Annotated in this window: 18 protein-coding genes and 1 pseudogene; 1 reads left to right on the top strand and 18 read right to left on the bottom strand. The window is 46.4% G+C overall.

Annotated elements, in window-relative coordinates; translation table 11 throughout:
• Window positions 1-79: 79 nt before the first annotated feature.
• From H616_RS0111285 to H616_RS0111205, 17 genes and pseudogenes are all read right to left on the bottom strand, one after another.
• Complete coding sequence (locus tag H616_RS0111285) at window positions 80-538, bottom strand: hypothetical protein (RefSeq protein ID WP_027967458.1); 459 nt, start codon at window positions 536-538, stop codon at window positions 80-82.
• 133 nt (window positions 539-671) lie between these two features.
• Window positions 672-1,328 (bottom strand): hypothetical protein, encoded by a 657-nt coding sequence (locus tag H616_RS0111280; RefSeq protein WP_205619085.1) that lies wholly within the window; start codon window positions 1,326-1,328, stop codon window positions 672-674.
• A 121-nt stretch (window positions 1,329-1,449) separates the two neighbouring features.
• Window positions 1,450-1,908 (bottom strand): hypothetical protein, encoded by a 459-nt coding sequence (locus H616_RS0111275; protein ID WP_027967456.1) that lies wholly within the window; start codon window positions 1,906-1,908, stop codon window positions 1,450-1,452.
• Between the two features lie 200 nt (window positions 1,909-2,108).
• A pseudogene (locus tag H616_RS14870) lies at window positions 2,109-3,683 on the bottom strand (transposase).
• A 191-nt stretch (window positions 3,684-3,874) separates the two neighbouring features.
• A complete protein-coding gene (locus H616_RS0111265) occupies window positions 3,875-4,357 on the bottom strand; it encodes an SRPBCC family protein (protein ID WP_027967455.1) in 483 nt (160 codons plus the stop codon).
• Window positions 4,354-4,698, bottom strand: a complete 345-nt coding sequence (locus H616_RS0111260) for an ArsR/SmtB family transcription factor (RefSeq protein WP_027967454.1) — start codon at window positions 4,696-4,698, stop codon at window positions 4,354-4,356. Before H616_RS0111260 ends, H616_RS0111265 begins: the two co-directional genes overlap by 4 nt.
• Window positions 4,699-4,899: 201 nt before the next feature.
• Window positions 4,900-5,463: a dihydrofolate reductase family protein gene (locus H616_RS0111255; RefSeq protein ID WP_027967453.1), complete on the bottom strand. Its 564-nt coding sequence runs from the start codon at window positions 5,461-5,463 to the stop codon at window positions 4,900-4,902.
• A gap of 190 nt (window positions 5,464-5,653) precedes the next feature.
• Entirely contained in the window at window positions 5,654-6,199 is a 546-nt protein-coding gene (locus H616_RS0111250; RefSeq protein WP_027967452.1) for a hypothetical protein, read from the bottom strand.
• A 157-nt stretch (window positions 6,200-6,356) separates the two neighbouring features.
• Complete coding sequence (locus H616_RS0111245; protein WP_027967451.1) at window positions 6,357-6,893, bottom strand: GNAT family N-acetyltransferase; 537 nt, start codon at window positions 6,891-6,893, stop codon at window positions 6,357-6,359.
• Between the two features lie 99 nt (window positions 6,894-6,992).
• Window positions 6,993-7,409 (bottom strand): GNAT family N-acetyltransferase, encoded by a 417-nt coding sequence (locus H616_RS0111240; protein ID WP_027967450.1) that lies wholly within the window; start codon window positions 7,407-7,409, stop codon window positions 6,993-6,995.
• A 143-nt stretch (window positions 7,410-7,552) separates the two neighbouring features.
• The gene (locus H616_RS0111235) at window positions 7,553-8,173 is read right to left on the bottom strand and encodes a DUF1989 domain-containing protein (protein WP_084155864.1); all 621 of its coding nucleotides are present in this window, start codon (window positions 8,171-8,173) and stop codon (window positions 7,553-7,555) included.
• 158 nt (window positions 8,174-8,331) lie between these two features.
• Window positions 8,332-8,598 (bottom strand): hypothetical protein, encoded by a 267-nt coding sequence (locus H616_RS0111230; RefSeq protein ID WP_027967448.1) that lies wholly within the window; start codon window positions 8,596-8,598, stop codon window positions 8,332-8,334.
• Between the two features lie 82 nt (window positions 8,599-8,680).
• Window positions 8,681-9,382, bottom strand: a complete 702-nt coding sequence (locus tag H616_RS0111225) for a hypothetical protein (RefSeq protein ID WP_156906453.1) — start codon at window positions 9,380-9,382, stop codon at window positions 8,681-8,683.
• A gap of 81 nt (window positions 9,383-9,463) precedes the next feature.
• On the bottom strand, window positions 9,464-9,988 hold the full coding sequence (locus H616_RS0111220) for a hypothetical protein (protein ID WP_027967446.1): 525 nt from the start codon (window positions 9,986-9,988) through the stop codon (window positions 9,464-9,466).
• A 9-nt stretch (window positions 9,989-9,997) separates the two neighbouring features.
• Window positions 9,998-10,729 carry a DUF4145 domain-containing protein gene (locus H616_RS0111215; RefSeq protein ID WP_027967445.1) on the bottom strand — a complete coding sequence of 244 codons (732 nt, stop codon included), beginning with the start codon at window positions 10,727-10,729 and terminating at the stop codon, window positions 9,998-10,000.
• A gap of 162 nt (window positions 10,730-10,891) precedes the next feature.
• Window positions 10,892-11,290, bottom strand: a complete 399-nt coding sequence (locus tag H616_RS0111210) for a hypothetical protein (RefSeq protein ID WP_027967444.1) — start codon at window positions 11,288-11,290, stop codon at window positions 10,892-10,894.
• 146 nt (window positions 11,291-11,436) lie between these two features.
• Window positions 11,437-11,760, bottom strand: a complete 324-nt coding sequence (locus H616_RS0111205) for a hypothetical protein (RefSeq protein ID WP_027967443.1) — start codon at window positions 11,758-11,760, stop codon at window positions 11,437-11,439.
• A gap of 230 nt (window positions 11,761-11,990) precedes the next feature.
• Here H616_RS0111205 and H616_RS0111200 point away from each other — a divergent pair, with 230 nt between their 5' ends.
• Window positions 11,991-12,956, top strand: coding sequence for an integron integrase (locus H616_RS0111200; protein ID WP_027967442.1), 966 nt, complete (start codon window positions 11,991-11,993; stop codon window positions 12,954-12,956).
• Between the two features lie 193 nt (window positions 12,957-13,149).
• Here H616_RS0111200 and H616_RS0111195 read toward each other — a convergent pair whose 3' ends face one another.
• Window positions 13,150-13,833, bottom strand: coding sequence for a DNA-3-methyladenine glycosylase I (locus tag H616_RS0111195; RefSeq protein WP_084155862.1), 684 nt, complete (start codon window positions 13,831-13,833; stop codon window positions 13,150-13,152).
• Window positions 13,834-13,900: the final 67 nt, after the last annotated feature.

The following is a 13,900-nucleotide window of genomic DNA, read 5'->3' as shown; positions in this document are numbered from 1 at the left end:
AGCGCGCTACACGCGTGAAAAGGTCCGACGCCAATGGAGGCGAATGTGCTGTAGTTCATTACTGAGCCCAATTGTGGATCTACTTCTTTCGCGCTTCGAAATCAATTCCGTCCCAACTCAGCAATATCGTCTCTGCGTCCTTGAGCATGATTGAACTACCGATGCCGGTGAATTCCACGCCGAACGGTTCATCACACGAAATATATGCGACGACGTTATCGCCATCATTGAGCCCAATTGTGGTTGGATAAAATCGATAGCCGCGCACCCAATCGTCAACGGAGATGTATACGAATTTATAGCCTGGCTTATTGCATACGGCTTCAGGCGTTCTGACTTCGTATCTGGAGTAACTGAACTCCATACCAATGTATGTTGATGCCTCTGCGTCATCCATCGCGCAAATGTGCGAGCAATGGTACGTTTCAGTGATTTCCCACGTGCCGAATAGCTGATTCAGCACATCTTGCTCCGCCGCAACGCTCGAAGTGGAGAGCGCTAATAGTGGCACTGCGAAAAACAACCTGATTGCGTTCACTGTTACCTCGCCTGAAATCTAGCTACGCACTAACTACTGCCGTCTAACGCTTTTGTTTAGCGGCGACTACGGAGCGCAGCGTAGTAGGCGTCCGGTGTGGGGCCGAAGGCCCGAAACGAACTACAACAACTGGTTAAGACAGATGTTCGTTCAAAAACCGCTCAACATCTTTGATCATGTCTTCAACATCAGAATCGGAGAACTCGGACCATTTCCCATGCGCTGCGCTATTTCTAATATCTGCAATTGCAGTGATTCTTTTTTGCTGCAATTTTGTATAGACACCGGCTTTAGCGAGAGATCCATTCATCTGGTCTAGTTTGCCATGAGGTATAGATTCTTGATCACACAGGTCTCTAAGTGCCGTCTCAAGCACAACACCGCCAACAACTGCCGCTGGCCCGTTGTAACCTTGCTTCAAAAGCTCTGAAGCTTGATCCAGTTCGCTATCGAACAACTCCGCTTGCACAAGACTCCTGACCGATGCGAGATGCCCACCCTGAAAGTCACTGCGGGCCGCGGCAAAGATTGGCCGTAAGCGCTTGAGAATTTCATAATTCGTTTCGAAGGGCTGAGGTTTCTCGGCATTTAGAAACGCTTCCAAGTGCTCACCATCTTTCCCACAGGCTCTTGAAATCAAACTTTTTGCTTTCAAGCGCCACTCATCGAGCTGCTCTTCATCAACTGCCAGATAGCTTCCAAATTCACCATTCTTGTGGATTTTCGCAGCTTCTATTTTTTCCAACTCTATTTTAAGTTCGTCGAAACGCTTGGAATGTTTATTGATCAACTCAAACTCCCTGTCTTAACGCCTTTGTCAGTTGCGTTTTGGTTGTAGTGGAGTTTTGGGGTAAAGTGGCGTAGCCACCCCAAAACGAAGCGTAGACCAAAGCGTCAACTGGACAAACTTGTTAAGCCTTTGGCTCGAAATAAAGCTCATACCTTTCTAAGTGCTCCAGTTTAAAAAATTCTTTGTCTTCAAGATCTTCTACGGCATCAGGATATTCTTTTCCTGAATTTAGAGATCTTATGGTTAGCTTATAAACCCCAGCCCCAATATTAAACTCTGGCTCATCATCATAGCCATAAGCTGGTGATGACAATTTTACCTTGCCAGAATAGATAGTAATTTCAGTGGTAGCACCATGCCCGCCTTCAGGCAGCACTTCACTGGGATGCCCTTTGTGGATAGTCACGGCATGATCATTATAATCACCGACAGTAACAACATGGATAGTTCTCTTGCCCTGTAGGTATCCCTTTTTTAGCACTTCATCAGACCACTCTTCATCTATCGCATAAGGATCAGCTTCACTGTCAAAGACATAAAACTGATAATGATCTGCAAATATTCTATGTTGTCCGATCATGGCTTCTCTTGAGGCTTAACGAGGCTGTAGAAAAACCCGATTTCGAGCCACCTCTACCGCCTTTTGTCCTTATTCATTTACCCAGCCGGGTATATGGCTGAGTAATCTTAGTATCGGCATTTAGCCACTTGAGCGGCCAGCTAAAGCTTGCTGAAGACGGCCTTTTGCTCTTAAGCGCAACTTATCCCGCTCATAGCCCTTCATGACGCAACCAAGTGGCCATAATTCGCTAACTTCTCAATATTGTGCACTAAGCAGTAGAGCTGCCACTGGCCTTGCACTTTTTTCTTACCACGAAGGCTGAAGCGGTTCAGTCTTTTCGTTGTGCCAATGTTGCCAAAAACGGGCTCCACGACTGACATACGATGGCTGTAAATTTCTTTGCCCTTGGGGCTATCGACTCGGTGCTTCATCCAGTCAGTATAATTGGGTAAGCGTTTGTTCTCGATAACAAAAGACACTTGTCGCCCTGCACCGTTGCGATGATCGGCCGAGCTCGGGTTTTGCATGCATCGGACTTTCTTTGGGCAGTGCCGACATTGCAGCAAACGCCCTTCAAAGTGTACCCGGGTCTTACCAGTGTCCGTTGCTCGTTGCCCGCGAAAGGACAGTTTTTCACCGGTTGGGCAGATACACGTTAGCGCTACTGGATCAAACTGGAACGCACTAGCTGGCGTCGTCTCCCGCCAGCCTTTGTCCGGCAGGTTCTGGTGGCGCTTGCCGTATTTGTCTTTCTGGTCGGCGAACTTCGGGTCTCGGCTGCGGAACTGATTATCGGGGATGTAGCCGTTGATCCGCTGTTCGTGCAGATACTTCATGTTAGCTTCATTGGCAAAGCCGGTATCTGCGGTGACGACGGTGCCTTTCTGATAGATATTCTCCGCAATCCCCAGTTTCTTAAAACGGGCTTCGACCATTTCCAGTACGGGCTGCAAGGTGTGATGCTCCTGACCTTCGCCAAAGGCCTGAGCGTCAATGATGATCTGGTGCTTTTTATCCACCGTGGCGACGCCGTTATAGCCCTGAATCGTGCCCTTACTGGTCGTCATTTTGGCACTTGCGTTATCGGTCAGATTGCTCTTCACTTCCTTGACTCGCTTCCCCCGGCCCATCCTTGGGCTGTGCGTCTTTAGGAAACGACCCACTTTGTTCATGGCGGCATCTAGCGAGAGAATCGTTTTGGCCCGTCGGATATCCCGATCCAGATCGGCTTCCGTTTCAGCTTCATCACGCGCGTAGTGCTCTAGTAGGTGATGCCGAATCAGGCCTCTCAGTTTCTCCCGTTTCTCGCCCAATTCTTTGAACGTACCCGACCACTCTTTGGAGGCATCGGAGGACATCTTGCAGCCGTCAATGGCAAAGAGCTCATTACCCAATAAGCCTTGTTCATGACACACCAGTAACACTTGTTCGAAAAGTGCTTCAATCTCATCAGCATGGCGACTGACAAAGCTTGCCAGCGTGGTGAAGTGGGGAACGGTATCGCAGGAAAGGGCTTTGAAAATAATATTGGTCTCGCAGCACCATTGCATCTCACGGCTGGAGGTGATGCCTTTGGAGTAGGCAAACAGAATGATCTTCAACAAGATAGCCGGATCATAGGCCAACCGGCCGATCGCGTCGTTGCGGTACTGGGGATGGAAAACGGACAAGTCGAGCTTGTGCTCGATCAGGTAGTGCACAGCGTGTTCAAAGGTGCCTGGCTGGAGCTGATCCTAGTAGTTGATCACCACCATGGCGTTCTGATCGTAGTTATAAGCCTTGAAGCGCGGCATGCTGACCACTCCTCGTATGTTTCCTCAATCCTACCAAAAACTAGGTATCAAAGGAGTTTTTCTACAGCCTCAACGCCGCCAGCACGCGCGGCTTTGTAGTGGAGGCGAAGCCGCAACGGAAAAGCCGTCGCCGTGCCTGGCCTTGTTATGAAGCAACTCTCCATATTCTCGGCCCAAGTTCGTCGCGTGCATTATTTTTCTTGCTCAAACTGTTCAGCTAGGTTTCCAAGCTGCTCAATACAGGTACCCCAGCCGTCCAAAAATCCCATATCCGCATGTTTTTGCCGGTCATCGTCATTCTGATGTAACGCTGTCGCTGTATATTTTGTGCCCTCGGGGTGCTCTTCTAGCGTAATGATGGCGGTAAACGGCATGTCATCTTTGTTGGGGCGCCACTCGCCTTTAAGTGCTGAAGTCCATACGATGCGCACATGCTCAACAATCTCTAAAAAGCATGCTTCTGCGTTATAAACATCGGTGCCATCTTCTGCCTTCATGATTGTACCAAAACCACCGCCTGCGAAGAATTCGTGCTTAGTAGAAACAGTTTGATATGGTGCTGGCGCCCACCATTTGACAAGGTGCTCAGGGTTTTTCCACGATTCCCATACAGCTGATGGCGATGCTTTTATAATACGGGATACTGTAAGGTCGTTACCATTATTCTTAGTCATTTTGATTGCTCCTCCTTGGTTAGGTTCTCAACATATTCAGCAAGCCGATCCGTACGACCTTCCCACAAAGCCCGCTGCTCATCGAGCCACGTCTGCGTTGCAGATAGTGCTTCCGGTTTAATTTCGCAAGTTCTAACCCGTCCGACTTTCTTCGAATCGATCAGCCCTGATTTTTCAAGAACGCCGATATGTTTCATAAAAGACGGTAAAGCCATATTAAAGGGCTCGGCAAGCTCACTAATAGTTGAAGCTTTTTGGCTAAGCCGCTCAATGACCGCGCGACGAGTTGGGTCAGCTAATGCGTGAAAAACGCTATCGAGTGAATTTTCATAGTTATCCATATAGCTAACTATAGAGGAGGATTATACTTAGGTCAATGGCTAACTAAAAATTAACTTTATTGGGATTGTCAGCTGTCGATTGTTTTTGATTCATAACGCCCGGATCACCAGCGCCCAAGCCGGAGAGCTTTTTGTGGTAAAGTGAGCGCAGCGAAACCCACAAAAAGCGCGTCGGTTTGGGCGTCTCAGTGGAGCCGTTTGTTATAAGTAATTTACTCCGTACTTTTCTTGAACAAAGTCATTTTCAAAAGCGGTTGACTCAGCCTCCACTAACTTTATGTGATTATTTAGCTTGCCGAAAAGAGGTATGCCAGCCCCCAACAATACAGGCGCTCTAGTTATAGTCATTTCATCTATTAGCTTAAAATTAAGAAATGAGGTAATTGTAAAGCCGCCATCAATATAAGCATGCTTTAATCCTTTACTTTTTAGCTGAGCTATTAAGTCAGTAATTTCACCAGAGTACATTTCCACCTTGCCTTTTAAATTTTCTGGTGGTGTTTTTAAGGTGTTGCTCAAAACTACGATGTGTATGTCACCATATGGCCATTGTTCAGGAGATAAATTCATGCTGGAAATCATTTCCATGCACTTACGCCCCATGATCATGCAGTCAACAGAAGCCATATAAGCGCCAAAACCCATATCTGGGTTATCCCCCATGTCAGCATCAGGGTTGCCAGCACTATGGAGCCAGTCAACTTCTCCTTCGGTAGTTGCAATGTAACCGTCTGTGCTTGTTGCTATGTATACAGAACATTTCATTTTCTATTCCTAATGCAGATGATGGGTTTACCTATAACGTCCCGACTAAGGGGTTGACAACGCACCACCGAACTTAAAAAACATACTGTAAGCTCTGAATTTCAATTTTACACTAAAACCGTCAAGCGTTGGCAATCCCTCTTGAGCCGTTTTTTATATTCGATTCACTTAACCATGATAGGCTACGTATTTAATCCTGATTGCCATAATGATCCACGGCGAAACTAAACATGACTTTAATCAAAAAGAACGTACTGGTGATTAAAAACCAAGTGGGTAACGGTAAAAACATAAGTAATAACAAACCACTACACATTAAATTTGCAGAAATGAACAGTTGGATGCGATTGTCCTTTAAAGCATTTACCACTAAGGCGGATATTATTGTGTAGGCCCAGATTAGAAACGCATACTCTAAGGGTGCAGAAAGAAGCCACGCTATCGCTAAGATATGAATATGTATAGCAATAAAAAGAAATCGTCCCTTGCTCCTTTCTGCGTAAAACTTATTTGTGCCTCGGCTAAAATTTGCAATGCATCCAGCCAGCACATCAGCAATTAGAATGAAACCTAACACTGTCAACCAACCATTTTCATAGGCTATAGGACGATAAAACTGGAAATAAATTAGAAAACTACCAAATAAGGCAAATATTGCCGTACAAGTAATTTCAATTAAAGATTGCTTTTCACCAAAGACCTCATGAAGATACTTGGGGATTTCAATATATTTCATCCTTTATCCTTAAAAAGCTCACCGATCAGCTTGTGGAATATAACGCCCTGTTAAGGTGTGAGCAACGCAATACCGATGCCGCCGCATACCACCTTAAACACTAAACGCAACGCATAGTAAAAATGCCACGCGTTGCGAATCACTCTTAAACAGTTTGTTATGCCTTGCCCCACTCGGTTCGAAGGGCTGCCAAAACCACTGTATCCCACCACTGTCCTTTGAAAAAACGATGTTCTTTAAAATGTGCTTCTTGGCGCATACCCAGAGACTTACAGAGCTTAATAGCTGGCAGGTTTTTACTGATTGTCTCCGCATAAATGCGGTGAACTCCCAACTCCGAGAACCCAAAATCTGCCAGAGCCAAAGCGGCTTCATGACTTAACTTATTACCTTGAGATACTCTGGAAAATGCACACCCCATCGAAGCCTGCTGATTGTCCTCTAGCCGTAAACAAACAGTACCAACGAACTCACCTGACACCTTGCACTCGACAGCTAATTGGTATGATTTTCTTGGCTTCTCAGAAGCCTGAGCGATAAACAAGCGTGTTAACTCTCGGTATTTATTAGGATCACAATCGCTTTCGTCATAGAAACGCTGATATTTAGCATCCTGAGACATAGCAACAAAAGCGCCTTCATCATTCGGAGTCATATCCCTAATAATCAGACGCTTAGTCTCGATTTTAAACATCGAAAGTTCCTTTTCCTTGTGAGGCATAACGCCCCAAGCAGGGGCATATTTTGCGTTTTGAGCGCAGCGAAGCAAAATATGTCCCACTGCCTTGGTTTGTTAACTGCTAATACTTGATTCACGTTCAAGCACCCAGCAGCGTGGATTGTTTTGAAAACCAATATGCTCGTAGTAATGGTTGGCTGCTGGGGCAGCGATGAGTATAAGTTTACACTTTGGCCCAAGCTGCTCTTGAGTCAGAATTTGGAGCCGCCTACCAATACCAGATTTTTGGTACTCTAGACTTACTGCCAGATCCGACAGATAGCAGGCATAATGAAAATCAGTGACGCTTCGGGCGATACCCACAAGCCGGTTACTATGCCACGCGCTAACGATAAGGTTGCTATTTGAAAGCACGCCCTCCATGCACTCCCTATCGTCTATAGGGCGGCGCTCACCCAGTGTCGATGCTTTCAAGAGCTCTACAAATTGGTCAGCCGCTATGGATTCATTGATTTTGTATTCGATGTTCATAACTTCCTTGGGCAGTTAACGCTGCCAACACGCGCAGCTTTGTAGTGAAAGCGGAGCCGCAACGTAAAAGTGGTCGCCGTGCTTGGCTTGGTTATGTGTCGGGAACCCCGTCAGCACCTCACCTTCCACGACTCTGCAACAAGTCATTGGTGCTCTACGACGATGCCTGTACAGCACTCACCGTTTGTTGGGTGATAGTCCACGGAACAGGCTGTGATCACGACAAATAAATCAACATCGGCTCGCAGCAACACGTTTCCACCCGGGGGATTGTTTGATGCAATCACTTCAAGCCGACCGTCGGGTTGCGGCTCGGATCGCTGGAACAGATTGACCGGGTCAGGAACAATTGGAAGGGAAATGCCAGCTTTGGATAGGATATCCAGGAGGTTCTCTCGACAGTTCGGGTGGCCCGGGAAACCGGCGCGCTCATAAAGCCCACGGTTGCATGCAGGAAAAAGCATATCGTGGGGACAAGGTGAGTTGTCTTCGATGAGCGTCAAAACCTGATTAGCCTGTTCGCTGTAAAAGCTCTTGCCAGGAACAGGAAACATTCGTTCCGTAATGTCCCGTGTTTGCGAGGTGCTAAGCCAATCGACTCCATCACTGTTCACGACGAACGCCCACAAATCGGCAACTTGTTGCCCCTCGGGGTCAATTACACGTAAGCATTCGCCCTTCTGCACTCGGAAGCCTCGCCCCGATTGTGGCGGTATTTCGGTGCGATATTGCTGGTGCCTCTCAACTTCAAAATCATCTTCCATCTACATTCTCCAAGATGGAGTCTTTGAACACATAACGCCGGCAGCAAGCGCGGGTTTGTAGTGGAGGCGAAGCCGAAACGAAAAAGCCGTCGCCTTGGCTGCCCTTGTTAGAGCTTTTCATACTGCCCGTTGATTAAGTACTCCCAAAACTGAAGCGCCTAGGCTGGACTAGACACCTTTATCTCTCGGTTTTCAAGCTCATCAGTCATATCTGCATCCGAGTACTTGGTATAAAATCCGCGACCACTGTAAAAGAAAGTAAGAGAGTGCAGCGGACCTTGTTCACTTCCACACTCAACCCAGCTATCTGGGTGCTCATCATCCTTCGAGGCGAATAGCTCTTCAAGAGCTGCACGAAGTTGGTCTGTTTGCGGGTCTTGGATAGACTCACCGATTCGGGTTGTCAGATTTACCCATTCGTGCATGCAATTCTCCTCATCGCTCTAACGCCGTGCTTTGCGGCAAGTTTGGAGCGAAGCGGAAAACTTGTCCGACAACAGTACTTTGTTACACATCTGATTTTACGTTTCCTGAAGGGATATAGACTTTATCTTCTTCAACTGGATTAAGTGACAGGCCAAGCATGATTAGGGAAAAAATAATAAACACGCCAATACCTGCATTGATCAAACGATTTATCCAAAATCCAAAATCTTTATCGAGGAGAAACGCCGCCTGCTGGGTTAAAGTATTCAGGGACTCGCTACCTATAGCCAAAAAGTTTACTGCGAAAAGCAATACCAAAGCAAAACCCACATTTAAATTTATGTGCTTATTCATTATCTCTTCTTCATGTTTTGCAATTATATCAAGAACAAAGTTATCCCTATTCTTGAGAGCTTCATCTTTTTTTAGTGATGGATAATGCCAGCCGTCACCATACTCATTCTTACTCTCTAGACTCCAAAACCATTTAAAGTAAACCCACGCAATACCTAGCCGAATAATCTGGCGCAATGCAGGGAAAAATAACGCCATACTAAAGAAGAAAAGAGCTAGAAATACGATTGCATTAGCAGCATTAACCTCCGGTTCATTTAAGCTCTCGAATGATGACAAAAGATCTTTCCCGTAAAATATTACTAAACAGGAATCAAGCAACAATACAAAAGCAGTGAAAAGCATAAAATGTCGGAACTCCACGGCCTTTTCAACAAAGCTTGTACTTGAAGCTACTATTTTTGAAATTGAAGGTCCTGAATCTGCCACGTTTTCTCCTATGGTGTGTAACGCCTTGCGAAGGGGCGAAGTGCGCAGCACTTTGTCCCGCTTGCGCAACTTGTTATACGATTACCGTAGCAGGGACTTAATTAGCTGTATGCCATCTTGCGATACTCGCATGAATTTTACAGTTCCATTTTTTCTTGTTTGGAACAGTAACTTCTTCTCAACTAACCGTTTTAATGATGTGGATGGATTTGATAATTTAATTCCGTGCTCTTTGAGAGAGTTATTGACCTCGCGTGTTTTGAAATCATTTTGCGGGGAACCGTTTTGGACATAGTAGGCCGTTAGCAGGCACTTCTCTAGATCATTGACGTCATCTTTAAATTTATGCATCCACTCACCGAAAGAGCTGGGAACGGATATATTTCCTGGATTCTGCACCTCTTGTTGCGGTGATTCATCCTCGGCTTCTTCCTCGGCTTCGTCCTTAATATCATTGTTAGCATTAGTCGTTGCAGGCTTGCTTACAGAGGATAGTAGCTCAATAATTGAGTCGAGGTTTTCCATTTGACTCTCTACAAACTCTTCGCTGCCTTCTAGCTCTATTTCACCAGAGTGAAGATTTATTTTTACTCGTGTAGTTTCCATTTATTTATCCTATTTAATTAAGCCCGCTTTATACAATAGCTCTTCAATTGAAGCTCTATACTCCTGTGATATTCCGGAAATATCTTTGCGCTTTGCAGTGTAGTATATTTTGTGTGCGGAAAAATTACCCACTAAGCGAAACTTCTCTAGGCTATCCTTGGTATTTCTTGAAAGGCCTAGAGTCGAATTTGTTTTAGCATCAGCAGCAATACCATTGAGGAGCTTATAGCTACCGTCGCTATTTTTTATCTGTGACTCTATGCCTTTTTTTTCATATGAGAGTATAAGTAGGATCTCCAAGAGCCTCCGCATTAACACAGCACAGCCATCAAAAAGGTTATTTTCATACGATGCATTTATTTGCTTGGATAATGATTCGATGAAACCTCTTGTGCCCATAAACAGGGATTCTGGCAGTATTAAATCATCAGATATTATTTCTTCGGATTTCTCAGATACTTCCGGAATATCTTTTTCTAGCTTAGTCAGGGCTTTGCCATGAATCTTGTAGAGCCCCGCAGCACTACCTCGGACGAAGTCTCTAGAGGATGAAATATTCTTCTTTAATCTAGATAAATTGGGCTTGGAGAAATGTAGCTTTTCAAAAACATCAACAATATCTGAGACTGAGAACTCAAAAACCTCCTTTGTAGCCTTAAGATAAAAGGCGAAATATAGGCATTTTTGAAGCTCATTTTTGGCTTCTAGATCGACTAGCTTGGAGTACTTACCCAAATTCATTTAGTGTGATTGCCTTTTCGTATAACGCCGCGCACATGGGCGGCCGAAACAAAGCGCAGCGACGTGTAGGCCGTCCCAGCCCGCGTTTTTTGCGGGCGAATGCTGCGCTTTGTTATCTTTCTTGGTTGCAAGTAAGATGGAAATTATCAAGTTAAAAATAACCTACAAACGTTTGATCAAATCTTGAATGGTGTCGGGTTCAAAGAACTTCTTGTTGATCTCACCATTCACTATAAACCCTTCATTCAATAACTCAGCTAATTGCTTCTCCGCTTCTCTATCGAACATTCCAGGATAAATTCTTTTGTAGGCATTGAACGTAGCCCTCATTTTTCGACAAGCGTCGTCCGCGATAGGCATTGAAATGGACTCACCCGAATTAAAGACAGGGATGAATATTTCTAATATATCATTTTTTAGTTTTTGCCTAAGCTTCCTGCGATCTGAAATTCTTGCGAACCACAAACCCAAAAGAAATGTCAGAACGCCAGGAATCCAGCCATTCATAAGACCATTAAGAGATATTTTCCACCAAATTATATCGTTAAGAAAAAAATCCATTACGCCTACTCATAACTCGATCTGTAGCAAGCCGGAGCCTGGACTACCCCCCTAGAAGATAACGCCGCAATAAAGGGCGAGCGGCGCGCAGCAGAGCGAGTCCAGCCCACGGCCCTTTGTGGGCGATCTTTGATTGCCTTGTTAGTTTACTCATCTGGTTGTTCAGGTGTTTTAGCTATTGTCCATTTGTCACCGACTTTGTTTCGCCAAGCATGGTAACCGGGTTCAATTTTTGCGACCTCGAAAACCGACGGATCAATTTTACTAATTTCTTCTAGGCCCACCAGTTTGGCATCTTCCATTGTGTATTCAATGTTGCCTACAAACTGCCAGCCATCATCTTCTAGATCGTGATATACAACTTGTATCGGACATTCACCTTCAACGACCTGCCGAATAGTAAAAACAGCGCAATTCTTCGGCTGATCGAATGGCCATTCATCTTCCTTTTTCTTGAATATTCCGAACATTTCTCGATCCTATTTTTGGAAACTAACAGTGATTAGACTGCGCGTCCTGATATTGGATGAACAATCTTGCGCGTTCAATAATATTATCCGACGCGCTTAATTTCTTCCAACCCATTGATTTTTCAGACACCTAAATATAGCTCGGCCACCTATCCAGAATTCGCGCGCTTGCGCGTTTTGCCGGAATCAATAATACTGTATAGATATACAATAATAAAGAGAGCTGTCGTATGGATACGCAGACCAAGCCGCCAAAACTCATGGATCGTGTCAAAGCTACCATGCGGGTGAAGCGCTACAGCCCGCGTACCGAGAAAACTTACTGCTATTGGATACGCGACTTCATTCGCTTTCATGGTGTGCGCCACCCAGCCAGCATGGGTGCTTCCGAGGTGCGTGTTTTTCTGGAGCACCTTGCGGTAAAGCGCCAGGTGGCGGCTGCCACTCAGAACCAGGCGCTGAATGCTATCGTCTTCCTTTATCGTCAGGTTCTTGAGCAGCCCTTGGGGGAGATCGGTGAATTTTCACGCGCCAAGCGCCCTCGCCGGTTGCCAGTGGTGCTACCTCATGAGGAAGTAATGCGCGTACTGAGCCACCTTTCCGGCCCCATGTATCTTATGGGAGCACTGATGTATGGTTCAGGGCTGCGGCTCATCGAAACATGCCGCCTGCGCGTTCGAGATATCGATTTCGAGCGCCAAGTGATTACAGTGAGAGCGGGTAAAGGCGACAAAGACAGAACCACCTTACTCCCAGCCACCAGTGTTACTGCTTTACAGCACCAAACCTCCACGGCCAAACAGCAACTTGACTATCGCCTTGATCATGGCCGGGTATCGGTGACGCTACCCCACGCGCTGGATCGCAAGTACCCCAATGCAGGCATCTCTTTGTCTTGGCAGTGGCTTTTTCCTGCCTCTCGGCCCTGCTGCGATATGGATGGGAAGGTAGTTCTACACCATATTCATCCATCAGCAGTACAAAGGGCAGTCAGGCAAGCCATGCGAGCCGCATCGCTAACTCGCCTCGGCTCCTGCCACACTCTGCGGCATAGTTTCGCCACTCAGTTGCTTAGCCAGGGAACGGATATCCGCACCGTTCAAGAGTTGCTGGGGCACAAGAGCTTAGAGACGCCCCAGATCTATACACATGTTCTGGGCAAAGGCTTTGCCGGCGTGAGAAGCCCTCTGGGGTAGGGAAAATCGTGGAATTCGGGCACGCTACCGCCTCCTGCTCTGCGCGCTAAGATGGCTCCTAACCCTCAGAATCGTTGGTTGGTCTTCTATCATTTCCTGCTTAGCATAAGCAAAGTTAACATTAGTGCCCACCTGCACCTTGGTCGTAGCGCAGACTTGTTCATCGCTTTGGTTTATCCACACTGGCTGCCGGTTAGCAACGTGGGTTAATAGTTAACGAAAGCATCGCTGAAAGCTGGCATAGCGGCCTTCCTGATGCTTGCTGCAGTTCGTTAAAAGCATCTTGCACCCACTGTTTGTCGCGCTGGCTTGTTGGTTCGCTGTCAATAATGCCGGCGGCGACCAGGCGTGCCACAACATCGCTAGTTAGCAGGAAAGTATCTTTGCCGACCAGCCGTAAAAAACTTGCTGCTGAGCGCCCACCCAGCCGAGCACCACGCTTGGCTAATATTTGCCATAGGCCGATGATGTCTCTACTTGGCCAACTGGCAATAAACTCGCCAAAGCTGGAGCCGTACTCTTGGCGAATATCTAAAATGAACTGGGCGTTTTTAGGAATGGTTTGTAGTTTCGTGCGGTGGCGAATGAGTCGCTCATTCGTCAGGTAGCCGTCAATTTGCTCTGGGCTAAGCAGTACCAGCTTCTCGGGCTCAAATCCCCAAAAAGCCTGCTCGAAGTCAGGCCATTTGGCATCAACCACCGAGTGTTTCATACCTGCTCGAAACACGCGCTGGCTCATGGCTGAAAGATAGCGGTCATCTCCCAGCTGCTTTAACTCATTTGTTGTTAATGGCTTAGGCAGAGCGCCTTCCATGGCCTCGTCAGTGTCGAAACGCTTACGCACTATGTCATGAAGCCATTGATAATCCAGTATCATGTCTATCTTGCCCTGCCCTTATATTGGTGCCCTAGTTAATGCCCTGAGATATGGCCTGATTTTTGCG

The sequence above is a fragment of the Halomonas halocynthiae DSM 14573 genome (assembly GCF_000425725.1).
GTDB classification, from domain to species: Bacteria; Pseudomonadota; Gammaproteobacteria; order Pseudomonadales; family Halomonadaceae; genus Halomonas; species Halomonas halocynthiae.
Note: the sequence above shows the minus strand (reverse complement) of the source record. Positions and strands in the feature narration are given on the sequence as shown.